The sequence below is a fragment of the Neorhizobium sp. IRS_2294 genome, from assembly GCF_050500145.1.
Taxonomy (GTDB): domain Bacteria; phylum Pseudomonadota; class Alphaproteobacteria; order Rhizobiales; family Rhizobiaceae; genus Neorhizobium; species Neorhizobium soli.
The window spans coordinates 1,069,332-1,094,516 of sequence record NZ_CP191440.1 but is presented as its reverse complement, the minus strand read 5'-3'; the positions used below and the strand labels follow the sequence as shown (position 1 = coordinate 1,094,516).

Below are 25,185 nucleotides of genomic sequence, written 5' to 3'. Positions count from 1 at the left end.
AGCCTGCAAAAGAAGGGAACGGAAGTATATGAACAAGACACTCGGCCTGTACCTGTTTGCCCTCATGGCGGCTGCCCCCGCCAATGCCGCAATGCTGTCGGTCTGCATCGAGGGGTCCCCGGAAGTCTTTAATCCGCAAATGACCAGCAACGGCACGACCTCATTTGTGCTCGGACAAATCTATGACGGCCTAGTTTCGGTCAAGGCAGGCTCGTCCGAGATCGAACGGGCACTCGCGGAGAGTTGGACCGTCTCCGACGACGCCAAAACCTACACGTTCACGCTGCGGCATGGCGTGAAGTGGCAGTCGAGCGACAGGTTTAAGCCAAGCCGTGAATTCAATGCGGACGACGTGATCTTTACATTTGAACGGATGATGAAGGCGGACCACCCCTATGCCAAGATCAATGGTGGCACCTACATCACGTTCAACACAAAGCTTGCGGATGCTTTGGAAGGGGTCCGTAAGGTCGACGACTACACCGTCGCTTTCACATTGAAACAACCGCTTGCCCCGTTCATCGGCATCATGGCGCACCAGTCCCTGGCCATTACCTCGGGCGAATATGCCGAGCAACTCGCCAAGGCGGGCACGCCGGAACTGATCGACCGGGAACCGATCGGTACCGGCCCATTCCAGCTGCAGGCCTATCAGCAGGACGCACTCGTAAGGCTGATGCCGTTCGCGGATACCTGGGGAGCCGCGATCAAGGATCCGGCGCGCACGCCGATGCTCGATACAGTCGTCATGGCAATCGGCGCCGATGCGTCGGTGCGGCTGCAGCGTGCCATCGCGGGTGAATGCCAGATCGCACTTTATCCGAACCTTGCCGATCGCGCGATGATCGAAGGCAGCGGAACGCTGAAGGCGGTGCAGACCCCGGTAGCCTCGACCGGCTTCATCACCTTCAATTTCAGGGACGAGAAGTTCAAGGATAAACGCGTCCGGGAAGCCCTCGCACACGCGATCAACATCGAGCCGCTCGTCGGCCAAGTCTATGACGGCATGGGAACCGTCACCGGGGCGGTCATTCCACCCTCGCTCTGGGGTTACGACAAGGATGTCGGCGCCTACAGCTACGATCCGGAACTTGCCAAAAAGCTTCTTGCCGAGGCTGGCTACAAGGACGGGTTCTCGACCGAACTGTGGGCCATCCCCGTTGCACGCCCCTACATGCCGAACGGCCGCCGTGCCGCCGAGATGATCCAGGCGGATTGGGCAAAGGTCGGCGTCAAGGCAACCGTCATCTCCTACGAATGGGGCGAATACATCACCCGTGCCCGGAATGGCGAGGCACAGGTCGGCATGTTCGGAGGCATCTATGACTTTCCGGATCCGAGCCAGATCCCGAACAACTATTTCACCTGCGACCCGGCAGGCAGGCCCAGCCCGTCCAATATCGGCGCATGGTGCGACACGAAATTTAACGGCCTGATGAGCCAGGCCGGCTCCGTGACGGACAAGGAAATGCGCATTGAGCTCTACAAACAGGCCCAGAAGGAGTTCCATGCCGAAGTTCCGGCGGTCATCCTCGGCGGTGCAGACACCATCACCGCGGTCGCGAGAAGCGTTAAGGGTTATGTCCCGGCCATCTTCGGCACCAGTCGGCTTTCCGGCGTGACCGTGGAATAATAGACGACCATCGCCCGGGGACGGTGTCGCCGGGCTTCCGACACTTTACACCAGGAATTCGAAATGCGTGTGTTGATTATCGGGGCCGGCATCCTTGGCTCCAGTGCAGCCTACCATCTGGCAGCTCAAGGTATCGAGGTCGAAATCGTCGATCAGGCTCATCAGGGCAAGGCCACCATGGCGGGTGCGGGCATCGTCTGCCCTTGGGCAACGAGGGTCGAAGAGACGGAATGGTACAAGCTCTACGAGGCGGGAACCCGTTTCTATGACGGGCTGATTAGCGGTCTGACGTCCAGGGGCGAGACCGATCTCGGGTACGGCAAGGTCGGCGCGCTCGTCGTCGCGGAAGATCGGGCGGAATTCGACGCTGCGGCGGACCGTATTGCCCGTCGCACCGCGAACGCGCCGGAAGCCGGTGAGGTTCGCCATCTCAATCCAGCCGAGGCGCGAGCCCTTTTCCCGCCCCTGCGCGAGGATCTCGATGCGATTCACATTCCGGGTGCCGCCCGCGTCGATGCGCGGCTGCTGTCTGCCGCCATGGTGCGCGCTGCCGTTTCGATGGGTGCGAAATTTCGCAACGACTATGTGACGCTGAGAACGGATGGCGATCGCGCCGGCTGCCTCGACAGCACTGGAGCGGAGATTGCAGCCGACCAGATCATCGTAACGGCCGGTGCCTGGGCCTCGCAGATTCTGCGGCCACTCGGCCTGCACCACCCCGTCGTGCCGCAGAAGGGGCAGATCGTCCACCTGCGCTTGCCAGGTGTTGCCACTGCCAAATGGCCGGTCGTGCTGCCGATGAGCAGTCACTACATGCTTGCTTTTGACGACAGCCGGGTGGTAATCGGCGCAACCCGCGAAAACAATTCCGGGTTCGACTACCGCGTCACGGCGGCGGGCGAGATGGAGGTCCTGAGCGCGGGCCTCAAGATCGCGCCGGGTCTTGCCCATGCTACGCTGATCGAAACGCGCATCGGCTTTCGTCCGGCCGGCGAAACGATGAATCCGATTCTCGGCCGCGTGCCCGGCTTCGCCAACCTGACGCTCGGCAACGGCCTGGGCGCCGGCGGCCTGACGATCGGCCCGTTTGCCGGAAGCCAGATCGCCAGGATCGCCGCCGGTCAGGCAACCGACATCCCGCTCGATCTCTACGCACCGAAGGCGAGCTGAATTAAGGCTTTTCCGATCGCTGCTCTTCTCGATCTCCGCTGCACGGCGCGGCGGAGCCCCCTCATCTCGACCACAAGGAAAATGACATGATCACCCGTCACCGCAAACACCGCATCATGCACGGCGTCGTCGAACACAACGGCGTCCTTTATGTCGGCGGCCATGCCGCCAGCGACATTTCCGTCGGCATGAAGCAGCAGACTGAACAGACCTGCGCCAAGCTCGAGGAAGTGCTGAAAGAATGTGGTTCCGACAAGCACAACATTCTCTCTGCCCGCATCTACCTTTCTGACATGTCGGGCAAGGAAGCGATGAATGAGGCATGGCTTGCCTGGCTCGACGGCGATGACCTCCCCTCCCGGGCGACGATCGGCGTCGCCGATCTGGGCGATCCCAAGCGGCTCATCGAAATCGTCCTCATCGCCGCCAAGAAGGACGCCTGAATTTTCCACGAAGGGCGGGTGTGAACCCGCCCTTGCAACCTTTCAACCCGGAGAAGGAAATGAGCGATAAGCGGAACCGGATCGATGACCGTTATGCGACATCGGAGAAATACACGACGCTGCGAGGCATCTATCACGATGCTAAGCGCCGTCTTTCCGATATCGACTGGAACTACCTGTCCTGCGGCACCGGCGACGAGGTGACGTTGAGGGAAAATATCGCGGTCTTTGACAAGGTGCGATTTGAGGTGCCGCTGTTTGCCGGCATCAGCAATCCCGATACTCGCACAAACGTGCTCGGTTTTGACCTCAGCTTCCCGGCCTTCATCGCTCCCTTCGGTGGCGGCGAGGCCGTGTTTCATCCGCAGGGCCATCTGGCGATCGGCCGAGCCGCCGCAGCCGTCGGCATTCAACAGATGGTGCCGGTTGCCGCCTCCCACTCGCTGGAGGAGATCGCGAAGGCGTCTTCGGTCGCTTCGGTCTTCCAAATGACTTTCGTCGGTGACGAGGACGGCGTGCTCGAGATGATCGAGCGCGCCAAGGCGGCGGGCTATACCTACATATGCGCCACCTATTCGCCGATCCGGCAATGGCGGGAACGAATGATGGAAGACCGGTTCTCGCTGCGCAACGAGGCCTCGCCCTCGAACTTCGGCACCGGCAAGTCGGATCCCGCAGCGCTGCAGGAACTGCTCGAGTTCACCAAGCCTCGATGGAGCTGGGCGCAGGCCGCAAACGTCATCCGGCGCTCTTCGCTTCCCTGCATCGTCAAAGGCGTTTGCAGTGTAAGGGACGCAAAAGCGTCGTTGAATGCCGGCGCGGTCGGCCTCTACGTGTCGAATTACGGCGGACGCACCATCGACCGTACGCCAACCGCGCTGGAAACCCTGCCGGCGATCCGGAAAGCCGTGGGCAAGGATGTTCCAATCATTCTCGATAGCGGCATTCGCCGCGGCAGCGACATTGCGGCCTCGATCGCAGTCGGCGCCAATGCAGTCGCCCTCGGACGGCTTGTTGCCTACGGCATGGCCGCTGATGGCGAGCACGGTGTTCGCCGGACGCTGGAATTGCTGCAGCGCGAATTCTGGACAACGCTCGGTCATCTCGGGTGTTCGTCAGTCGACGAACTTTCGACCACCGCACTTGCTCAGCAGCCGCGTAATTGGATGTTCCGAGCCTCCGATTAGTTGTTGTATTCGCCTTGATGGGATACGAACCGCCGACCATTAGTTCAGCCGCTTTTTGGATGAAATTCGTCCCCTCCGAGGAAATGCTTGCTCTGCTCCCGTCTCGATCGCAGCGATTGGCCGTAAGAACGTTTCATCGCCTCCGCTCCGTCTGATGGTGACGGTTATCGGGCAGCGGGGAAAAGAAGGCGAATAGCGCAAATCATCGCGTGAGGGGATCGGGATCAGACTGTCAGCCGCAGACACCTGCCACGCAGCAATCGGCCATCAGTGAATCCCTGAGTCTTGAGGACTAGGGCCGAGGCTGAAGCAGCGACCTTACAGCCACGAAAACGTCAATGGTCTGTCTGGTTCTTCGAGGAAAGGGTTTGAGATAGGTTGGCAGGCCACTCAGTGGCAACTGCAACCCGTAGAGCGCATAGTCCGTCTTATTTAGTGACACCACGAAATGTTGGTTCTGGTTCGGATATTGACGTGATCGTTTCGTTTCGTCCAGGTAGAGATCTGGGTTGGGCCCAAACCGCAGTGGACGAGTATGCAGCTTCCAATCAAGGCAATTCTGGTCTTCCACACGGCGGCACGCACCGGCAGTATTTCGCGCGCCGCTGCAGAGCTGAGTGTTACGCCATCCGCCGTCAGCCAGCAGATCCAGGTCCTTGAAGTTCAGCTCGGGGTCAGTCTTCTGGCGAAGGCAGGCCGCGGCATTGCGCTGACGGAGGCCGGCGAACGCTATTTCTCTATGATCGCGGACCAGATCGAGCATATTGAGGAGGCCACTGGCACGATCCGCGGCTTTCGCTCGGTTGAGACCCTGACCATCCGTGCCACGCCGACGCTTTCCAACAAATGGCTGCTGCCGCGGCTGGGTGATTTTCTCGACCGTCATCCCGATATGGAAATTCGTCTGGACGGCACGAATGAACCGACCGACTTCAACCAGGAACTGGTCGATCTAGAGTTACGCCATGGGGACGGCCGCTGGCCGGGTCTCTTTGTTGAGGGGATCGCCGAAGAACAGTTTTACCCCGTCTGCTCTCCTGACTATGCGGAAGCCGGCAGCCAAGCGCCAGAAGATCTGCTGAAGCGGCGCCTTATCCATTCAGCCAAATCGCAGGCGCAGTGGACGACCTGGTTTCCGCTGGCCGGGATCACGCCGCAAGAACGCTGGCGCAGGGTGCTTTTCGATCGCAGCCATATGGCGATCGATGCTGCCGTGCGCGGCATGGGGATCGCGCTCGAAAGCACGCTGATGATGGGAGAGGAATTGAAAAGCGGACGGCTTGTCTGCCCGGTCGCCTCACCCCCGGTGGTCCGGATCGTGACGCAATGGATCGTCTGCCCCCGCGATCATCTGCGCCAGAAGAAGGTGCGACTGTTTCTCGACTGGCTGCGGGCCGAGCGGGAAACGTGGCAATTGGCGCACCCGCTCGGTGCCATGACAGGCTGAGCTTTCCGTTTGCTCAGTAGAGACCCAGAAGCCGGATCGGCGTCAAGGTCAGCTGCGGGAAGAGCACGAGCGCAAGAATAGCGGCCACGAGGATCGACATCGGCGCGAGCGAGCCCTTAATGACGTCTTCGATCGACATCTTCGCAACCTGTGCCACGGCGAAGAGACATACACCCACCGGCGGCGTGACCAGACCCAACGTCAGCGTAACGACCATGACGATCAAGAAATGGATGGGATCGACACCAATCGAAACCGCCGGGGGTAGAAGCACAGGTATCAGGATGAACATCGCGGCGATGGCATCCATGAACATGCCAACCACGATCAGGAACAGGAAGATCAACACCAGCGCCATGGTTGGTCCCGTGCTGATCGCATTTAGGAACATCGCGACCTGCGCCGGCAGGCCGTCATAAGTGAACACCCAGGCCGCAAGCTTGGCGGTCGCTGCGATGAATAGGATCGTGCCGGATGTGCGCGCGGTTTCGACGAAGAGCCCCGGCAGGTCACGTACCGAAATCGTCCGGTACAGCACAACCGACAGGAACAGCGTGTACAGGACGGCGATGCCGGCTGCTTCCGTGGGCGTGAAATAGCCGCCGACGATGCCGGCCATCAGGATGACCGGGGTCAGCATGGGGAGGATCGCCGCAATGCCGGTCGTCAAGACTAGGCGCAGGTTGAAGGGCGTCGGCGGATTGTAACCGTGGCGCACGGCGTAGATGTGGTTGAACACCATCAGCATAAACGCGATGAACAGGCCCGGGATCAAGCCGGCAACCAGCAAGGTTCCGATCGAGGCATTGGCAATCGAGCCTGCGATCACGATCAGGATCGAGGGTGGGATGATTGATGAAAGCGTCGAACTGCACAGCGTCATGCCGACCGCATAACCCTTGGGGAAACCGTGGCGCTCCATGGCCTTGATCTCGATCGCGCCGATCGAGGCGATGTCTGCGACAGACGAACCGGAGACGCCGCCGAAGATAACGGAGGATGCGACATTGACATGACCGAGCCCGCCCGGAAGCCAGCCGACAATGGCTTCGGCGAAGTCGAACAGCTTTTCGGCGACGCGACCGCGCTCCATCAGCACGCCGACAAGGATGAACAGTGGCACGGCGACCAGCAGGAACGAGTTCATGGCGGAGAACATGCTCTGCGCCAAAAGATCGATCGGCGTCGAGGTGAACAGCAGGATAGCAGCAACGCTGGCAAGCCCAAGCGCGACGGCCAGAGGAACGCCGAAAGCACTCATGACTAGGAAGAGGGCTAGAAGAACGAGGCTCATGGCTGCTTCTCCGAATTCGGTGTCGCGCTTTGCGCGAGGAGGAGTTCAGGCATGCCTTGCGAGAACTCCGGAAGCTCGATCAGGTCGCGACGGGTTCTAAGCGATTCCACGATGGCAAGAACGCCGAGGATAGAACTGAGCGGCATGATCGTGCCGATCAGCCACATCGGAACGGCAAGCGTCGCCGCCGTCTCATTCATCATCAGCTGCTGTTGCACAAGGCGATACCCGGTCCATCCGGTCAGGATGAAGAAGATCACCGAGCTCACCACGTAGATCGGCAAAGACAGTCGACGGATGAAACGCGGCATCAACGCGATGAGGACGGTGACGCGTGCAGTTTCGACCGTTCTGAAACCGGCCGCGAGACCGAGGAAGATCATCCACACGAACAGGTAGCGGGTGGCTTCTTCGGTCCACGAAACAGGGTAACCGAGAATGCGGCTGGACACCTGAAGCAGGACGACCAGCAAAACGCCGAAGACGGCAATACCGGCTGCAAAATCGGTCGTGACCTTGAGGGCCCTGCCGAACACAGAGGGGCTTTTGGACATGGCATGTTCTCCTGTCCGGATCGACCTTGCGGCCGATCCGGTGGGGGCGTGCGGATCAGTTCTTGCCGACGGCAGCAACGGTCTTGTCGAAGAATGCCTGGTCCTTCACCAGACCGGCAAACACCGGGAACAGCCCCTTGGAGACTGCGACAAATGCCTTTTGCTGTTCCGGCGTCAGTCGGTTGACCTGCATGCCGCGCGTCTGCAGCTCGGCAATCGTGCTTTCAGCGGTTGCCGCGTCGTTTGCAACCTTCCAGGCTTCCGCCTCCTTACCGGCTTCCTCGATCGCCTTCTTGTGCGCAGCGCTCAGGCCTTCGAACTTGGCCGGGTTGATGCCAAGCACCCAGCCGTCAGCCATATGGTTGGTGATCGACGCATATTTCTGCACTTCGAAGAACTTGGCGCTGAGCGGGACATTAATCGGGTTTTCCTGGCCGTCAACGACCTTCAGCTGCAGGGCGTTATAGACCTCGGCAAATGCCATCGGGGTTGGGGCGGCGCCCATTTTCTTGAAGAATTCGACCCAGAGCGGGTTGTTGGGAACGCGGAACTTCAGGCCGACCAGATCTTCCGGCTTTTCGATCGGACGCTTAGAGTTGGTCATCTGGCGGAAAGGCCGCGGCCAGAGATTGATGCCCTTGATGCCGATCTTGCCAAGGTCGGTTATGAGTTCCTGCCCCTGTTCGCCCGAGAGATAGGTGCGCAGCTGCGCCTCGTCATCAAACAGGTAGGGAATGGAGATGGCGGAGAACTTCGGATTGAAGTTTGCATAGAGCGATGTTGCCAGCACCAGCATGTCGAGCGACCCGCCGGAAAGCTGCTTGATGGCAGCAGAAGGATCGCCGCCATAAAGGGTCCCATTCGGGAACACCTTGATGGTCAGTTCGCCATTTGTCTTGGCCGAAACCAGTTCGGCGAATTTGTTGGCGGCAACGGTAATTTCGGATGTATCCGGATCGGGCGTTGACAAGGTCAGCGTCGCGGCCTGCGCGAACGATGCGGTGAGCATGGTGGCTGCAGCCAGCAGGCTGCGAAGTGTGAAGTGTTTCATTTTCATTCCTCCCATTTGATAGTCACGACGATAGATCAGGCGGAGCTGCCTCCACCCGCATTCATGCGTTGCAGTTCGAGAATGACGCCGCTGTGGTCGAGTTCTCCGCCACCATGATCCACCATGGCCTTGAAAAGCCGGTCAACCTCCTCGCTGACCGGAAGCGTCAATCCACGGCTTCGAGCAAATCCCAATGCCGTCGATGTATCCTTCACCTGATATTTCGCCGGACCGCCAGGCGTGAAATTGCCCTCTACCATGCGTAACCCATGCTGGCGAAAGACGGTTGAATCGGCGAACCCGCCGAGCAATGCCTCGCGAACACGGGCCGGGTCCGCGCCGCCGCTCCGTGCCAATGTCAGGGCCTCGGCAACCGCACAGATCGTCGAGGCGACGATCAGCTGGTTGGCGAGTTTCGTCAGAGCGCCGCTTCCTGACGGGCCCACATGCGTGACGCGGCCAAGGCAGGAAAACAGCGGGCGAAGGCGATCAACGATGGCTTCATCTCCACCCGCCATGATCGCAAGCGTTCCATCCCTGGCGCCCTTCTCCCCGCCCGAAACCGGAGCGTCGAGACAGGCGATACCACGATCACCACAAGCCTTTGCCAAGACAATCGCCGTTTCGACCGGGATCGAGCTCATCACAGCTAAGATCGATCCGGGCCGCATCGCCGCGATGACACCGTCATCGATCAGCACCGTTTCGCAGACCGGGCCGGAGCTCAGCATGCAGATCACCACATCGGCGCCCGCCACCGCATCGACCGCGCCGTTGGCAGGCACAACGCCCCGAGCGTGCAGCGCCGATGCCTTGTCCGATGTCCGGTTCCAGGCCGTGACCGTGTAACCGGCCTCCGCCAGGCGGCCAGCCATGGGTGCGCCCATGATGCCGGTGCCGATGACCGCGATCGTGGTGGTGTTCATCTGTCCATCCTCCCCACTCACAGATATTGCCGTGTCGAGAAGCGCACCGGGCGCTCTTCGACGATCAGCGGCGGGAAAGCATCCCGGAAACGCGCCAGATGGGGCGTCTCCAGATGGGCATCGAAATCCAAGCGGCTGTCATAGACTTCGTAGAAGACAACCGTGTCGTCCGAGCCTTCCGGGCAGATGACGTCGAACTGCCGGCAGCCCGGTTCGTCGGCCACGGAATGTTTGGCGTCGTCCTGCGCCGCCTCCAGGAAAGCCGGCAGATTGCCCGGCTTGACCTGGAAGTCCGCAATCACGACGAAAGCTTGGCGGCTCATCGGACTGTCCACGCTCACTCCGCAGCGATCTTGACCGGGCGGAAGCGATCTTCCATTTCCCGGCGCAGCTTCACCACATCGAGATCATTGACGATTTCGACATCGTCAAAGGAGACGATCTGGTCTTTCTTGATCGGCCGCTTGAGCTTGACGTTGTGTGCAAGACCAATTGGCAGCGCCTTGAGATCAAGGCTTCGGTTTGCCGGGATGGCATTGGCCCAGACGGCGTAGCCGCCCTCGCCATCCAGCATTTCGCCAGGCTGCATGTCCTTCTTGGCAGTCGCCACGGCATCGCCGCGGAACTCCTTGGAGCAGCCGGTCGGCTCGTTGCGCAGCACTGCTGACAGTACGCTGATCGAAGTCTCGAGGCCGATAATATGGAACGGACGCCACATCGAGGCATACCAGCCAGACGGATCTGTCAGCAGTCCGTATTGCTTGAAGCAGGCGCGGGCATATTCATTATGCGCCTTGAACGTGACGAAGACGCCGTAGCGGATGTTGTTGAAGACTTCGCGGCCATCCGGCTCCTGGCTGGCCGCGATATCGACCAGGCCCGAGCGCGCCATGCGGCCGCCATCGGAGACCGGGCGGAACACGCGCGCCAGGTCGTGCAAACCCGCCGGAGGGAAAGCCAGGCCGTCATCCGGGCAATCGAGCCCAGTTCCGTTGGCAACGGCTGCCATTTCGATCGCCGCCTTGGTGCCGTCAGTAAACGAATTGTAGAGTTTCGGATTGAGGTTGTCGGCGGCCACCTGTTCTTCGGTCCAGCCGAACAGTCCCCAGACCGTATCCGGTGTCGAATAGCGATAGCGCGGCTCGAAATTCATGCCCTTTCCGGCAGAAGTGATCTCAAAGCCGGTCGCACGCGCCCAGTCGACAAGTTCGCAGATCAGCGCTGGCTGGTCGCCATAGGCCATCGAATAGATCAGGCCCTTGGCACGAGCCTTTTCCGCCAGGATCGGTCCGACCATGACGTCGGCTTCGACGTTTACCATGACCACGTGTTTGTTGCTCTCGATAGCACCCAGCGCATGACGGGTTCCGGCAATCGGATGGCCCGTCGCCTCGATAACGCATTCGATCTCGCCGCAGTCGAACATCGCCTGGACATCATCGGTGACAAATGTCGTGCCGTTCTTGATGGCATCCCCGCAGCTGGTAGCGGCATAGCGCTCTTTCTGCCAGCCGACACGGCTCATCGATTCCTTTGCCTTGCCGACATCGAGATCAACGACGGCAACGAGGTGAAGGCCCAGGATCTTCTGGGCCTGTGCCATGACCATAGAGCCAAACTTGCCGGCCCCGATCAGGCCGACCCTGACAGGACGTCCATCGGCGGCACGAAGCGAAAGCAGTGAGTAGAGATTCATTTCAAAATCCTCGGCTGGGGAATACTGTTCTGGAGAGCCCGGCCGGAGCGATCATCAGTCACACGCACTTCTCGGATGTCAGGGACAGATGTGCCTCCGCGAATACGGTTGCGCCGATGATAGTGTCTCCTCCCGAGGAACGCGGCACTGTAGCCTGCGCCTCCTAGCCGCCTCCCACAACGGCTATCAGGAGAGTGTAGGGTGGATAAGCAATTAGCTCAATTTAGAATTATCTGCCGAATCATTAGAAATCCTAAATGATGTGGCCGGTTCGAGCGAATAATGCTCGGGCTACTAAGCGGTTGGAACGAGAACTTTTGCGACCTAAGTTTGATATGTTCCCTGAAGCTTCAGCTGTTTGCAGAAGCTTCGTATAATGTTCAGCGGCTACGATTTCTTTCGACGCATGCCTTTAAAGGGATCCAACCAGCGACCCGCTGAAATTCGAAGGCGTCGGGAGGATAATTCAGGCGGGATGACAGCCACCCACGTTACGGTCGCCGTCAGTCCTTAGCGGCTAGATGATACCAAACGCTTTTCGATCGCCATTCCAGTTCGTCGTCTTGAGGAACTGCTCCCAACTCAGGCTCGCTGGGTTGATCCGTCGGCTCCATCCCAAATCCCGGTCTTTGCGGAAATAACCTTGCTCTACCGCATATTCCGCCATACCGATGATCTCGCGGACGAGCTCCTCGTTCTTCGCAAACTCGGGAAAGTGGTTGATCAGTTCCTTGGAGCTATAGGCGGAGGCGTAGACGGCGTTCCGTCCGGTGACGCGGGTGAACGTCTCGATCATCTCGGCCGGAGAGAGGACGTCGCCGATGACCGGGAGAGTATGACCAGCATAGGCGTCCGGGTGATCGAAGATCTCCAAGACCGCGGGTCCAGTCGCTGTCAGCGGATCGACAAACGGAGCTTGAAAATGTTGGGGCAGGTAGACCGGAAAAACCAGCGCGTCGCCGTCCTTGCGCGGAACATAGTATTCGAGCAGGTTAGTGTAGAAGAATGCGAGCTGAATGAACGAGCTTCGGATCGGAAGCTCGCGCATGTATGCCTCTACCCTCGCTTTGTCCGTGAAGTGCGGCGCGAAACCCGTTCCAGCTGTAATGCTGTCGACGTTTTCCAGCGAACTGAAGACGATGTGGCCGACGCCGGCTTGAACACAGGCGTCCGCAAGCTCCTTCCCGATGTCGAACTCGTAGTCCGCCGGCGGGACGACACCTGGGGTCATCAGGAAGGCCATCTGCGCGCCCTGGAATGCCTTGACGAGATCCTCCTTCCCGTGGTTGAGCGCGAGAGGCACTTCGACAAGCTCTGCCCCCTGTCCCGCCAACCGAGTTGCCTCGGCGGAACCGGTACGACTCGTAAGGGCACGCACTCGGTACCGCCCGCTTCCCAATAAGGAATGGGCGACGCTGCGGCCCTGCTTGCTAAGGCTGCCAGCCACGACGACCAGGGGTTTGCGTTCGAACGACATGTGGATCTCCATCACCTGTTGGAGCTTCTCTGATGCTCCTTGAGGGATGGTCATCGCAGACTGTAACGTATCTGAGAAATCGATTCCTTTCTGTGCTACCATCCAACGGATGGATACATCTCGAATAGATCTCAATCTTCTCGTCAGCCTGGAAGTTCTTCTCGCGGAGCGGAACGTCACGAAGGCGGCCTCTCGGCTTGGCCTGAGCCAGCCAGCCCTCAGCGCCCAGTTGAACCGTCTCCGCGACCTGTTCGAGGACCCGCTGCTCGTTCCTGCCCACCGAGGCATGATACCGACGGCGAAGGCGCTCGATCTTCTGGAACCGCTGCGGGCATCGCTGGACCAGTTTCGCAACATGCTCCAAAGTCATGACAGGTTCGCCCCGGAGACCGCAGAGCTGAAGGTGGCCGTCGCCTGCACGGATTATGTCGAAGCCACGGTGGCAGTCCCGCTGATGCTGGCTTTGCGCAAGCAAGCTCCCAAGATACGGGTCGCGGTTCATCGCCTGAACCCGCCGACATTACCTCGGCAACTAGCAGAGGGAGATGTCGATTTCGCCATCGCCACTCCTGATCCAGATCATCAGGACCTTCGCACCCGCCACCTGTTCAAGGAGAACTATGTTCTTATTGGGCGGAAAGGGCATCCGCGGATCAAGGACGCGGCAACGGTGGAAGGTTTCGCCGGCCTCGAACAGGTGATCGTCTCCCCTTCCGGCGGAAGCTTCTATACGCCGGTCGATGCCTTACTGGCGGCAAAGGGCTGCCAGAGAAGGGTGGCTGCCTCGGCCGCCTCCTTCCTGGTCGTTCCTGTAATGGTTGCCTCCAGTGACCTCGTCGCCCTGGTACCGCGGCGGCTACTGGGGACCACCGGGCCTTTACTCGATGTTATGGAAGTTCCGTGGCTGTCGGAAAGTTTCGGGGTGGCGCTGATATGGCATGAGCGCAGCCACGGACATCAAGGCCAACGCTGGGTACGTGAACTTATTCAGCATCTGACAGCAAGCTAGGAAGAGTACGCAGGCTGGGCAGCTTCGGTTCATCATCTTGGGATTTTCTAGCGCAAACCGGACCGCTGCAGAGGCTTGATACATCGGGAGCGGCGGCTGAGTCTCCTAAACTTCCAGGTCTTGAAGGGATCTGAGCCAGCGACCCCTTCCACGACTTTCTAGAAATTTCAATAAGTTAGGCTTTGCAAGCGACGTTGTCCGGCACTGTTGTATCTGCAATCGCCGCTTAGATTTTTAAAGCTGAACATTGCCGGCAAACGACAGAATTCTGCAAAAGATTCAATTATTTAAGCCAATATTATTTTCGTTCTGGAAGCCTTGAGAAATCCATCCAGCGGACGCCTCTTTACCCTGATATCAAACCGAGCCCGGCCGACTGATCCATCACCGTTGATGAATCTCTCTCTAGCATGATACATCTCTCAAGATTGTTAGACATGCATTGGCGTCGCGCAACGCGAGCCGCTAGGAGCTGTGTGCCCTTTGACTTTCTGGCATTCAATGGTTTGGCGCACAGATGGCATTCGCGTGATCTCCCCGGTCAAATGGAGACGCTTCGATGGCATAGTCGGCGCTCTCTGGGAGGCGGAAAGCCAAGCAGGCGCCAGCGGCTATTACCTTGCAGCCGACCCGCGCATCATGGTCTTCTTCGATGACGTATCATCGCGGGTCCGCATCTCGAACCAGAGTGGCGACTTCGAGCGAAATCACCGGCCCTTGACCCGGGCAATCTACATTCCGGCGGGCGTGCCGATGTGGACGACGAGCACGTCACTTCATCGCTTCTCGCATCTCAACCTGCATATTCATAAAGACCGTCTGCTGCGCTTCCTGTCGCCATCGGTCGGGCAGGCTGCCGCATTGTCAGCGCTGAAACAGCCTGCGGAATTACAGGATGCGCCGGGTCTGCAGGTGCTTGCCGGTCTGCTCGCCGAAGAACTGGACAATCTCTCTCGTCATGAGGTCTATGCGGAAAGCTTGGTCGGCAGCATCGTCACCGGACTGCTCGAGATCTCCGAACAATTTGCTGGCAAAGCCGACGGCCGTCTGACCCAAGCGCAGATGAACAAGCTTGCCGCCCGCCTCGACGGGCTTGGTGACTGCCGGATGACCGTCGCTGAAATGGCGGCCACCGTCGGCCTGTCGGAAAGCTGGTTTGCCAACGTCTTCAAGCAGACGACAGGCAAGACCCCTCTCCAGTGGCAGCTCGCCCGGCGGATCGATCTTGCCAAGAAACTGCTGCTGGACAATGACTTGAGAGTTGCAGGTATTGCAGCGCAGCTCGGTTTCTCCGACCAGGCGCATTTCACTAAGGCATTCCGACAGGTCGCCGGCGAGACCCCCGCCGCCTGGCGGCGGATGCTGCAGGTACGCTAGCCACGATGTGATCCCAAAGAAAAAGCCCACCCGCTTTAAGGCGCGTGGGCTTTATCGTTTCGAGTTCCGCGTTACCAGGTCTGACGCAGCGTCGCCATGACGGTACGGCCTGGATTGTAATAGACGCCGCCGCTGTCCTGGCTTGCAATGTGCTTTTCATCGAACACGTTGCTCATGTTGAGCTGGAACGTCGTATTCTTCTGGATCTTGTAGGTGAAGGAGGCATCGAACACGAAGGCGCTTTCCGAAGATCCGCTATTGGCAAGATCGAGGAAGTAGGAGTCCATGTATCGGCCGCCGACGCCGAACGTCATGTCGCCGCGGGCGCCCTCGCCGTCCAGCGTGTAGGTCGTCCACACAGATGCCAGGTGCTTGGGTACACGCATCAGACGATTGCCGTCATTGACGCCACCGGGCTCGTCGATCTTAGATTCGATATAGCTATAGGCTGCGATCACGTCGATGCTCTCGGTCACTTCTGCCTTGGCTTCAAGTTCGAAACCACGGTGGCGGACCTTTTCGACTGTCGACGGCAGATAGGTGACGCTGTCGTAGACGGTGATATTGCTCTTCGTCAGGTCATAGACGGACGCCGTGAACAGTGCGGGGAAGGCTTCCGGACGGTACTTGATGCCAACCTCATACTGGCGTCCAGTCGTGGGCTCGGTCCCGATGCCGGGAGGTGCAGCAGACTCGGCGTAGCTTGCGAATGCTGCGACTTCCTCGGTGATCTTGTAGCTTACGCCGAACCGCTTTGTGAACTTGCTCTGCGTATCGGAATCCGACGCGCTTGAGAAAAGGTCGTCCTGGCTCAGATCGAACCAATCGTTGCGCACGCCGATGCTGGTGGTGAGCTTGTCCCAGAAGGTCAGATCCTGCTGCAGGTACAGGCCCGTCGTCTTCTGGTCGTTTGCGGTACCGTAGGTTGGGACAGTCGAAACCGGTCCCCCGATATAGACCGGATCTGTGGTGCTGATCGGCGGTGCACTCGTATCGTAAAGGCCGTAATTGTCCGACTTGAAGTTGTTGTAATCGATGCCGACAAGCGTCCGGCTCTCGACATCGTCGAAATCCTTTTCGAACATCAGGTGCGCATCGACAACGAATTGCTCGGTAGAGGTATCACTTCCAAAGAAGTAGCGATCCGCAAGGTTAGAGCCGTCGGTACGCGTATTGGACAGATAGGCGCTTCCGAACGCGATATCCGAATTGCTGTAGCGCGCTTTCGAACCGAAGCTCAGTCCGTTGTCGAAGTCGTGGTCGAACATCAGGCTGTAGGAATTGCGGTTGGTGGTCAGGAAGTAATAGTCCGGCTCACCGAAGAACTTGTCGCGATCAAAGTCCGACCCGATCGGCTGACCGCCGCTGCCCGGAATGCCGTCCTTGTCGAGATGATCGAAAACGAAGGACAGGCTGGTAAGATCGGTCGGGCGCCATGTGAGGCCGCCCATGAGGAACTTCTCGTTGTCCTTGGAATAATCGTATTCCGCATCAGCATTCTGGAACTTGCCGGTGAGACGGTAGGACAGCGTATCGTCTTCGGTCAGATTGTCGCCGAAGTCGAAGCCACCTTCCTTGTGGCTGAATGAGCCGCCGGTGGCATAGACCTCTCCGAAGCGTTCGGTCTTCGGCAGCTTCGTCACGTAATTGATTGCGCCGCCCGGTTCGGCCGCGCCGAATCCCGAAGAACTCGTGCCCTTCAGAACCTCGATGCGCTCATAGGCATAGGGTTCTTCCTTGACGCCGCCGAATGTGCGGCCGATCGCCAGCCCGTCGCGATAGGTGTAAGGCGTGAAACCACGAATATCGATATAGTCGTAACGATCGTCACCACCGTAATAGTCGGTCACCACACCAGCCGTATACTGCACCACCTTCTCGACGCTGTCGGCGCCACGCTGCTCGATCTCCTTCGACGTGATGACGGAGATGGATGCCGGCGCAACGAGAATATCGGTCGGCATTCTGCCGACTGCGGTGGTCTCCGTCGCGACGATCGATAGGGAATCGTTGCTCGTATCGAGCGTCGTGCCGCTTCCGCTGATCACGATCGGCGCCAAGGTCGTATTGGACATCGAGCTGCCGGCTTCCTGCGCCGCCAACATGGTCGGCGACAGCGAGACAAGCGCCGTACAAGCGAGAAGGACAGCTTTCGAGGTGGTAATCCGGTACGCGCGGCGGCCTGCTAAATCCATATCCATAGTGCGAATTCCAAGGTTGGCGTGATCTTTTAGGGGGAAAGGCCGCAAAGTCATTACCCGCCCAAGCACTTGAAATGCCTTAGCCGCAGCAAATTGTCTTACCAGAAATGTCCCCTGCAACGCTGATAACTTGAGAATCGTTGTCCGGTATTGTATAGTTTCCATAAATTGTAAAAAACCACGGAAATTGCAGGCCAAGATCTGCGCATCTGTCGGCTTCTCGTTGACGCCGTCTCGTGAACCTGAAAATAAACGTCAACTTTTAAAGCGAGGCAGAGGTTAACCCGATGATGCGGTCTTTTCTCCTTGCCGTGCGATTTGCGGCAGTATGTCTTTTCTCTGCGCTTCCGGGCGTGGCGGCCGCAGCCGACGGTCAGGCCTATCCGATCGTCCTTAAGAACGCGCTCGGAACCGCTGATATCACGAAGAAACCCGTGCGCGTCGCAACCGTCGCCTGGGCCAATCACGAAGTGCCGCTTGCGCTTGGTATCGTTCCTGTCGGCTTTGCCCGCGCAAATTTCGGCGATGATGACGGTGATGGCGTACTGCCCTGGGTGGCGGAGCGACTGAAGGAACTTGGTGCCGAGACGCCTGTGCTGTTCGACGAGGGAGACGGCATCGATTTCGAGGCGGTCTCCGCAACCCGGCCCGATGTGATACTTGCCGCCTATTCCGGCCTCAGCCAGGCAGACTACGACACGCTGAGCCAGATCGCCCCAGTCGTTGCCTTTCCAGACGGGCCCTGGTCGACAGACTGGCGGGAGATGATCCGTCTCAACAGCGCCGGCATGGGCATGTCGGACGAAGGCGAGGCCCTGATCACCAGGATCGAGGGACAGATTGCGGAGACGGTCGCCGGTCATCCGGAAATCAAGGGGAAGTCGGCGATGTTCATCACCCATCTCGACCCGACCGACCTCAGCACGGTCAACTTTTACACATCCCACGATACCCGCGTGAAGTTCTTTGCCGATCTCGGCCTGACCTCGCCGAAAAACGTGGTGGAGGCCTCGCACTCGGGCAAGTTCTCCGGATCCGTCAGTGCCGAGCGGATCGATGCCTTCGACGACGTGGATATCGTCGTCACCTATGGAGGCGAGAAGCTTTCCGATGCGTTGAAAACCAATCCGCTGACCTCGCGCATGCCGGCAGTGGCGAAGGGCGGCCTCGTCATGCTCAGCCGCAATCCGCTGGGCACGTCCGCAAACCCGACGCCACTTTCGATCTCATGGCTGCTCAAGGACTACGTGGCGCTGTTGTCCAAGGCCGCGGGCACGACCGCTCCGAAGTGATGATGACGGCTCGCCGCACCGACGCGAAACACCGCATATCGGCCATCGCGAAATCGAACCGCAACCGCGCCTTGTGGCTTGCCGGTGTCGTGGCGCTGCTCGCCGCACTCTGTGCGTTGTCGGTTACGGTTGGCACACGCGATGTGAGCTGGAGCGATATCACTGCTGCTCTCGCTGGCCGAACGGACAACCTTGGCCAGGCCGCCGTCGCCTTGCGTATCCCGCGCACGCTTCTTGGTCTCTTTGCCGGTTCGGCACTTGGTCTTGCCGGCGCCGTGATGCAGGGCGTCACCCGCAATCCGCTTGCCGATCCCGGTATCCTCGGAGTCAACATGGGTGCGTCGCTCGCCGTGGTGATCGGCATTGTCGGGTTTCAGATCGAGACAGCGGGAGCGTATATCTGGTGGGCGATCGCAGGAGCGGCGCTCGCTGCCGTGTTCGTCTATACGATCGGCTCGCTCGGGCGTGGCGGCGCGACGCCGTTGAAGCTGGCGCTGGCGGGGGCCGCGACTTCAGTCGCCTTTACTTCCCTCGTCATTGCCATGGTTCTGCCACGCGCCGATATAGCCGGCGGCATACGCTCCTGGCAGATCGGCGGCATTGGCGGTGCGACATTTGAGAGGATCTGGCCGGTCCTGCCGTTTCTCGCCGTCGGTTTTGCGATCAGCCTTGTTTCGGCCCGCAAGCTGAACCTGCTGGCACTGGGTGACGAGCTTGCCGCGGGTCTGGGCGAACGCGTTGCCTTTGCCCGCGCCTGCGCCTCGATCGGCGCGATCCTTCTTTGTGGCGCGACGACCGCGGTTTGCGGTCCGATCGGGTTCCTCGGACTTGTGGTACCGCATGTCTGCCGGCTGCTGGTCGAGATAGACCACCGCTGGCTTCTGCCGTTTTCGGCGCTCGGCGGCGCCTGTCTACTGATCGCCGCCGATATTGCGGGCCGCATAGCCGCCCGGCCGGCGGAGATCGATGTGGGTATCCTGACTGCGCTGATCGGAGCGCCGGTCTTCATCTGGATCGTACGCCGCCAGCGCGTGCGAGAACTCTGACGATGGTTTCCACCTCGCTGCAGACACTGATTGCCAATCGCCGACGCCGACAGCGCCGCTACCGAAGCGTGGTTTCCATTCTGGCGCTGCTGGTCGTGGCGCTGTTTGCGCTCAGCCTCGCCATCGGTCAGACCGTGACGCCACCACTCGAGGTGATCCGTGTCCTGCTCGGCGAACAGATCGGAGGCGCATCCTTTACCGTCGGACAGCTGAGGCTGCCGCGTGCTGTGATGTCGGTTCTTGCCGGATTGAGCTTCGGTCTTGGCGGCGTCACCTTCCAGCTGATGTTGCGCAATCCGTTGGCAAGCCCGGACATCATCGGGATAACCTCAGGCGCAAGTGCTGCGGCGGTGTTTGCCATCATCGTCCTGTCGCTGAACGGTCCGTTCGTTTCAATCATCGCAGTCGTCGCGGGGCTCGGCGTTTCCATGCTCGTCTACGGCCTCTCCTTCCGCAACGGAGTGGCCGGAACACGGCTTATCCTGGTCGGCATCGGCATCTCGGCCATGCTGGAAAGCATCATCGCCTATATCCTCTCCAGCGCACCGGCCTGGAACCTGCAGGAGGCGATGCGCTGGCTGACCGGCAGCGTTAACGGTGCCCAACTCGGCCAGGCAATCCCGCTTCTCGCTTCGCTTGCCGTGTTCGGCGGCCTTCTGCTCAGCCGCAGCCGCGATCTGGAAGCGCTGCGCCTCGGAGACGATATGGCATCCGCCCTCGGCGTAGGAGTGGCGCGGACCCGCATGCTGATCATGGTTGCTGCCGTCGGCATGATCGCCTCGGCGACCGCCGTATCGGGGCCGATCGCGTTCGTCGCCTTCCTGTCTGGGCCAATCGCCGCGCGTATCGTCGGCAGTAGCAGTTCGCCGCTAGTTCCGGCAGCTCTGATCGGGGCGGTGCTGGTGCTGGCTGGCGATTTCGCCGGTCAGTTCCTGCTGCCAAGCCGTTATCCGGTCGGTGTCGTGACCGGAGCGCTGGGCGCACCCTACCTCATCTACCTGATCGTACGCGTCAACCGTACCGGAAGCGCCCTATGAACAGTGCAATGCCAGAACACACGCTCGAAGCCCACGGGCTGTCGACCGGTTACGGCACCAGCAACATCCTGCATGACCTCGACCTGACGGTCCCGCCGGGCAGGATCACGGCCATCGTCGGCGCCAATGCCTGCGGCAAGTCCACGCTGCTGAGAGCCATGTCGCGGCTTCTGGCCCCGCGGGAAGGTCAGGCTCTGCTCGACGGCAAGTCGATCCACCGCATGTCGGCCAGGCTGCTTGCCCGGACCATGGGCCTCCTCCCCCAGTCGCCGATCGCACCTGAGGGCATCGCGGTTGCCGATCTAGTTAGCCGCGGCCGACATCCGCACCAGAACCTGTTTTCCCGTTGGACGCGTAAGGATGACGAAGCCGTCGATGCGGCATTGACCGCCACACGCACGACCGAACTTGCCGAAAGACCCGTGGACGAGCTTTCCGGCGGTCAACGCCAACGCGTCTGGATCGCCATGGCGCTGGCACAGGAGACCGACATCCTGTTGCTGGACGAGCCCACGACCTTTCTCGACATCAGCCACCAGATCGACGTTCTCGACCTTCTGACCGATCTCAACCGCGAGCGTGGCACGACTGTTGTCATGGTCCTGCACGACTTAAACCTTGCCGCTCGCTACGCCGACCATCTGGTCGCCATCGCCAAGGGTCGGGTCCATGTCTCCGGCTCCCCCGAAGAGGTCCTGACGCAACAGAACATCCGCGCCGTATTCGGGCTCGAAAGCCAGATCATCACCGACCCGGTCTCCGGCCGTCCCATGATGCTGCCGATCGGCCGGTATCGCGTTTTGGGGTGTTGAACGGCAAGGTCATATAGCTCCTTGATGGGACCAGAACCTACGACCCGGTCATTAGAGATTAAATCACTAAGATTCCTTAGGCAGTTCATCAGCTCATTAGTAGAGGAACGCTGTGTCAGCCTGCCGAGGGATTACAAGTTGGCGGGTCGATGAGCCCACGCCCTCCGCAATGACGACCAGATCGTACTGTTCGATCTTTCCGCTTGCGAAGGTAACCGAGACGGCATCTGCTACCTCCTCGCTGTCGATCGGGTCAAAGGGCGCAAGGTCGGCTTACAGGAACCACGCTTCGGCCGCTGTCAGCAGTTTCTTCTCGTCTCTCATTCCTTCCTGGAACAAGCGGAAAAGCAGCATCGCGAGCTCGTCGGGATGCGTGTCGTGTATCGGCACTGCCTGCGCAAATACTCTTTCGAGCAGAGCCAAGTCTTCAGGCCGGAGAAGAACATCAGATGGAATTCTACCGCGCATAACGTAAGCTATTGTGAGGTTTGTCGATTGGCAAGTGTTCGTGGAAGTATGATAGCGCTACAACTTCGTCGTCGGCTCGTTCTCGCCAGACTGACCAGGCTGCCACTGTTCACAGAAACACGACCCAGACTTTGTTGCGGCGCAACAGGGTGGATCTTGCCACACTGGCGCTGAGCGGCAGCGAACGCACCGCCCAGCGAGATCATGCTTCGCTCGGCTCCCTTGGTGCAGGCGGTTGGGAATGACGAGGCGACATTCTGGTTATATGCCGGGCAGCTTCAATGGCGCTCTCGGTTGGATGCAAATCGATGATGTTTTCTGTACTGAAAACGATATCATCTGGCACTAGGTGCGGGTCTCGCGGCGGCTGAAGATGCGACGTCACATTCGATCCGCTGGCAAGTTGTATGACAGCGAGAATCAACCCTATGCATTAGTGCAGGCATGTAACGCCACGCTTACCGTTACGCCAACCATGTCGGCGGCATAGGAGGCTACGTAAAGAATCCTTCAAACACCTCCCTGTAGGCTTTGACTCGAGGCAGGCAGAGCAATGCAGATCGATTTACAAACTCTCTGGTACTTAACAATCGGAACGCTGCTGGTGTCAGCTTCGCTTCTCCTTTGGGAAAGGCAGGCTTATCCAGGTCGCGCACGCGTGCTCGGTGTTATGGCCGCGGCTCTCTTCGCGTTCGTTCTTGGCTGCGTCCTTGCAATGAACCGCAGCCACATTCCGGTCGCAGTTGGCATGGGGGCGACGAACATCCTGATGATGTTGGGCTACCTTTTGGTCCTCAACGCCATCGCGGGCCTCGACGGTCACCGATATGTCTGGTCGTCTGCTGGAGCTCTAAGTCTCCTGGCCCTCGCCTGGGCGATCGCTGGCACGCACTTTCCGGCCGCCTTCTGGAACCATGTCTCGTCTCTCCCCATCGCGCTGACCTGCGGCCTGACAGCGTGGATACTTCTGCGCAGCCGCACGGTTCAGGGACTGCGCTCACGTCCGATCGCAGTAGCGATCTCGGCCGTCCATGCCGTGTTTTACCTCGGCCGCGCGTTCATTGCCCCTATCCTCCTCCAGCAGTACGGGCCAGATATTCTCTCCACCATCGGGAAGGCGACGATGTACGAGGCCGTCTTGTACTCTGTAGCGATGCCGATGTCGTTTCTGATGATCGTTCGAGAGGACGAGAAGCAGCACCTGCTCCGCCTGTCGCAAACTGATCAGTTGACCGGGCTTGCGAACCGCCACGCCTTTTTTGAGCAGGCAGCTCGGATCATAAGCGAGCGGCAAGGCCACCCCGTCTCCCTGCTTGCCTTCGACCTCGACCACTTCAAGGCGATCAACGACCGTCACGGCCATCCAGTCGGAGATCAGATTCTCAAGCTGTTCGCAGAGACCGCCCGCGAAGAAGCGGGACCCGACGCGCTTCTTGTCCGGCTGGGTGGTGAGGAATTCGCCGCACTCCTGCCACGATGCGACCATCATCAAGCTCTCAGTCGTGGCTCGGTGATCGCACGCCGGTTCGCCATCACAGCCGCGCGAGCAGAGGGCCTGAAGACGCAGGCGACCGTCAGTATTGGTCTTGCGGCACCGGACTGCCATGACCTCGCCGAAATGCTCGCAAGCGCTGATGGCGCCCTGTACCGCGCAAAAGCCCTTGGTCGGAATCGCGTCGAGACCGCAGTCCCAAACGAAATCCCCGCTGCAACCTTGAGCCGTTCCCTTGCATCTTAAGTCAGTGATAGCGGTGGCTGGCGCGTTCTAATTCGATGTCGCGTTTTCGAACGAGAGCGCCATCGCTTCAGAGCTGTCAGTCGATCTGCGCGCGTGGCTGGACTATTGCGGCTCTTCGCTGCCGAGGCATCATCCATAAGAAGCAGGATCTTACGAACCAGGCAGCTTGGCTCGGCAGCATGTGATACGATAGGATCGAGCGATACCTGATCTATGCGCGCTGGAATATAGATGAACGAAATATGGATTGCCGCCATGATATTCGTGTGCCTGTCGGCCGCGTCTAACGGAGCGATGGTTCTGTCCCCGAAGATGCCCGCCCGGCACCGCGACGATGAGACAAACGCGGTCGTCCGGCTTGTTGCCAACATCTTCGTTGTAATGTCGTCATTGGTTTTCGGCCTTATGATCAACTCGGCCAAGAACACCTACGAAAGCATCGATACCAGCGTCCATGCTTTCTCGACCAATATCATCCTACTCGACCGCTCGTTACGGACGTACGGCCTTACAGGCAGGGAGGCCCGAGACAGGCTTCAGGACTACCTGGTGCATGCTGTTGAAAATCCCGCCAGAGCTGACATGACCAAGCCTGATGATGCCGGGCGTGCGCTCGATGCGGTCGGAAACGCGCTCCTCTCAATCCAGCCGTCTGGAGACTTCCAGCAGAATTTGCTGATCGACATCCGGCAGCAGTATCACCGGCTGGTCGAACAGAGGTGGGGTATCGTGGAAAACGCTGAAGGTGCAATACCAATGCCGTTAATCGCCCTGCTGGCCGCCTGGCTCACGCTAATCTTCGGCAGCTTCGGTTATCGTGCCCCCCGCAATGCGATCGTGGTTCTGTCTTTTGCGGTTGCAGCCAGTCTGATTGCAACGGCTTTCTACCTGGTCCTGGATATGGACATTCCGTTTCATGGCACGATCCAGATTTCAGATGCCCCTCTGCGACGCGCTCTTGCGGAAGTGAAGTCCTGAGCGCACTCCAGATTTCGGCACAACCGCAGTTGGTTTAAAGGGATGATGGTGGCGCCGGCTGAGAGGATGACTGCTCTCAGTTAGGCGAAACGGTGGCCTCTGTGACCGACATGAGGGCGTAAAGGTGCCGTAGCGATACACGCATTCGCATTGATGGGTTCGAACCGCCGACCCTGTCGCTATATTCAAATTAAATTATCTAACCCAGTGATTACCTGCACTCGAACGGCCGGCATGGGCCGTGAGCGGTCTAATCTGTTCCGGAAACTCACTCCCTCGTAACGGCCAACTTTTTTCGGTCCACTTGCGGGCAAGACGTGCGGGACGTGGACATGGGCAGCGCATATCT

The 25,185-nt window shown here is 59.5% G+C and carries 21 protein-coding genes; 13 read left to right on the top strand and 8 right to left on the bottom strand.

Features of this window, described 5'->3' with window-relative positions; all coding sequences use genetic code 11:
- Positions 1-28: 28 nt before the first annotated feature.
- The 5 genes from ACQY1K_RS22190 (at position 29) to ACQY1K_RS22170 (ending at position 5,880) form a co-directional block, all read left to right on the top strand.
- On the top strand, positions 29-1,633 hold the full coding sequence (locus ACQY1K_RS22190; protein WP_430259516.1) for an ABC transporter substrate-binding protein: 1,605 nt from the start codon (positions 29-31) through the stop codon (positions 1,631-1,633).
- 63 nt (positions 1,634-1,696) lie between these two features.
- Complete coding sequence (locus ACQY1K_RS22185) at positions 1,697-2,803, top strand: NAD(P)/FAD-dependent oxidoreductase (protein WP_430259514.1); 1,107 nt, start codon at positions 1,697-1,699, stop codon at positions 2,801-2,803.
- An 86-nt stretch (positions 2,804-2,889) separates the two neighbouring features.
- The gene (locus ACQY1K_RS22180) at positions 2,890-3,246 is read left to right on the top strand and encodes a RidA family protein (RefSeq protein WP_430259512.1); all 357 of its coding nucleotides are present in this window, start codon (positions 2,890-2,892) and stop codon (positions 3,244-3,246) included.
- Positions 3,247-3,305: 59 nt separating this feature from the next.
- Entirely contained in the window at positions 3,306-4,433 is a 1,128-nt protein-coding gene (locus tag ACQY1K_RS22175) for an alpha-hydroxy acid oxidase (RefSeq protein WP_430259510.1), read from the top strand.
- 535 nt (positions 4,434-4,968) lie between these two features.
- Positions 4,969-5,880 (top strand): LysR substrate-binding domain-containing protein, encoded by a 912-nt coding sequence (locus ACQY1K_RS22170; protein ID WP_062463387.1) that lies wholly within the window; start codon positions 4,969-4,971, stop codon positions 5,878-5,880.
- Positions 5,881-5,893: 13 nt separating this feature from the next.
- Here the strand turns inward: ACQY1K_RS22170 and ACQY1K_RS22165 are convergent, their stop codons facing one another.
- From ACQY1K_RS22165 to ACQY1K_RS22135, 7 genes are all read right to left on the bottom strand, one after another.
- The gene (locus tag ACQY1K_RS22165) at positions 5,894-7,174 is read right to left on the bottom strand and encodes a TRAP transporter large permease (protein WP_062463384.1); all 1,281 of its coding nucleotides are present in this window, start codon (positions 7,172-7,174) and stop codon (positions 5,894-5,896) included.
- Positions 7,171-7,728 carry a TRAP transporter small permease gene (locus ACQY1K_RS22160; protein ID WP_062463381.1) on the bottom strand — a complete coding sequence of 186 codons (558 nt, stop codon included), beginning with the start codon at positions 7,726-7,728 and terminating at the stop codon, positions 7,171-7,173. The genes ACQY1K_RS22165 and ACQY1K_RS22160 overlap by 4 nt, the downstream gene beginning before the upstream one ends.
- 55 nt (positions 7,729-7,783) lie before the next feature.
- Positions 7,784-8,779 carry a DctP family TRAP transporter solute-binding subunit gene (locus tag ACQY1K_RS22155; protein ID WP_430259507.1) on the bottom strand — a complete coding sequence of 332 codons (996 nt, stop codon included), beginning with the start codon at positions 8,777-8,779 and terminating at the stop codon, positions 7,784-7,786.
- Between the two features lie 35 nt (positions 8,780-8,814).
- The gene (locus ACQY1K_RS22150; RefSeq protein WP_430259505.1) at positions 8,815-9,705 is read right to left on the bottom strand and encodes an NAD(P)-dependent oxidoreductase; all 891 of its coding nucleotides are present in this window, start codon (positions 9,703-9,705) and stop codon (positions 8,815-8,817) included.
- 17 nt (positions 9,706-9,722) lie between these two features.
- A complete protein-coding gene (locus ACQY1K_RS22145; protein WP_430259503.1) occupies positions 9,723-10,028 on the bottom strand; it encodes a putative quinol monooxygenase in 306 nt (101 codons plus the stop codon).
- Between the two features lie 14 nt (positions 10,029-10,042).
- Entirely contained in the window at positions 10,043-11,401 is a 1,359-nt protein-coding gene (locus tag ACQY1K_RS22140) for an NAD(P)H-dependent oxidoreductase (RefSeq protein WP_192077305.1), read from the bottom strand.
- Between the two features lie 517 nt (positions 11,402-11,918).
- Complete coding sequence (locus ACQY1K_RS22135; RefSeq protein WP_430259501.1) at positions 11,919-12,878, bottom strand: NmrA/HSCARG family protein; 960 nt, start codon at positions 12,876-12,878, stop codon at positions 11,919-11,921.
- A gap of 46 nt (positions 12,879-12,924) precedes the next feature.
- Between ACQY1K_RS22135 and ACQY1K_RS22130 the strand changes: the two genes are divergently transcribed.
- Entirely contained in the window at positions 12,925-13,887 is a 963-nt protein-coding gene (locus ACQY1K_RS22130; RefSeq protein WP_430259499.1) for a LysR family transcriptional regulator, read from the top strand.
- Between the two features lie 483 nt (positions 13,888-14,370).
- Positions 14,371-15,264, top strand: a complete 894-nt coding sequence (locus ACQY1K_RS22125) for a helix-turn-helix domain-containing protein (RefSeq protein WP_430259497.1) — start codon at positions 14,371-14,373, stop codon at positions 15,262-15,264.
- A gap of 71 nt (positions 15,265-15,335) precedes the next feature.
- Here the strand turns inward: ACQY1K_RS22125 and ACQY1K_RS22120 are convergent, their stop codons facing one another.
- Positions 15,336-17,465, bottom strand: coding sequence for a TonB-dependent siderophore receptor (locus ACQY1K_RS22120; protein WP_430259495.1), 2,130 nt, complete (start codon positions 17,463-17,465; stop codon positions 15,336-15,338).
- Positions 17,466-17,752: 287 nt separating this feature from the next.
- Here ACQY1K_RS22120 and ACQY1K_RS22115 point away from each other — a divergent pair, with 287 nt between their 5' ends.
- The 6 genes from ACQY1K_RS22115 to ACQY1K_RS22090 all read left to right on the top strand — a co-directional run bounded on the left by ACQY1K_RS22115 (position 17,753) and on the right by ACQY1K_RS22090 (position 24,836).
- A complete protein-coding gene (locus ACQY1K_RS22115) occupies positions 17,753-18,757 on the top strand; it encodes an iron-siderophore ABC transporter substrate-binding protein (protein WP_430259493.1) in 1,005 nt (334 codons plus the stop codon).
- A gap of 2 nt (positions 18,758-18,759) precedes the next feature.
- The gene (locus ACQY1K_RS22110; RefSeq protein ID WP_430260625.1) at positions 18,760-19,803 is read left to right on the top strand and encodes a FecCD family ABC transporter permease; all 1,044 of its coding nucleotides are present in this window, start codon (positions 18,760-18,762) and stop codon (positions 19,801-19,803) included.
- A gap of 2 nt (positions 19,804-19,805) precedes the next feature.
- Entirely contained in the window at positions 19,806-20,840 is a 1,035-nt protein-coding gene (locus ACQY1K_RS22105; RefSeq protein WP_062463351.1) for a FecCD family ABC transporter permease, read from the top strand.
- Between the two features lie 8 nt (positions 20,841-20,848).
- Positions 20,849-21,652: an ABC transporter ATP-binding protein gene (locus ACQY1K_RS22100; RefSeq protein ID WP_062463499.1), complete on the top strand. Its 804-nt coding sequence runs from the start codon at positions 20,849-20,851 to the stop codon at positions 21,650-21,652.
- Positions 21,653-22,673: 1,021 nt separating this feature from the next.
- Positions 22,674-23,858 (top strand): diguanylate cyclase, encoded by a 1,185-nt coding sequence (locus tag ACQY1K_RS22095; RefSeq protein ID WP_430259491.1) that lies wholly within the window; start codon positions 22,674-22,676, stop codon positions 23,856-23,858.
- Between the two features lie 294 nt (positions 23,859-24,152).
- The gene (locus ACQY1K_RS22090; protein ID WP_430259489.1) at positions 24,153-24,836 is read left to right on the top strand and encodes a hypothetical protein; all 684 of its coding nucleotides are present in this window, start codon (positions 24,153-24,155) and stop codon (positions 24,834-24,836) included.
- Positions 24,837-25,185 lie beyond the last annotated feature (349 nt).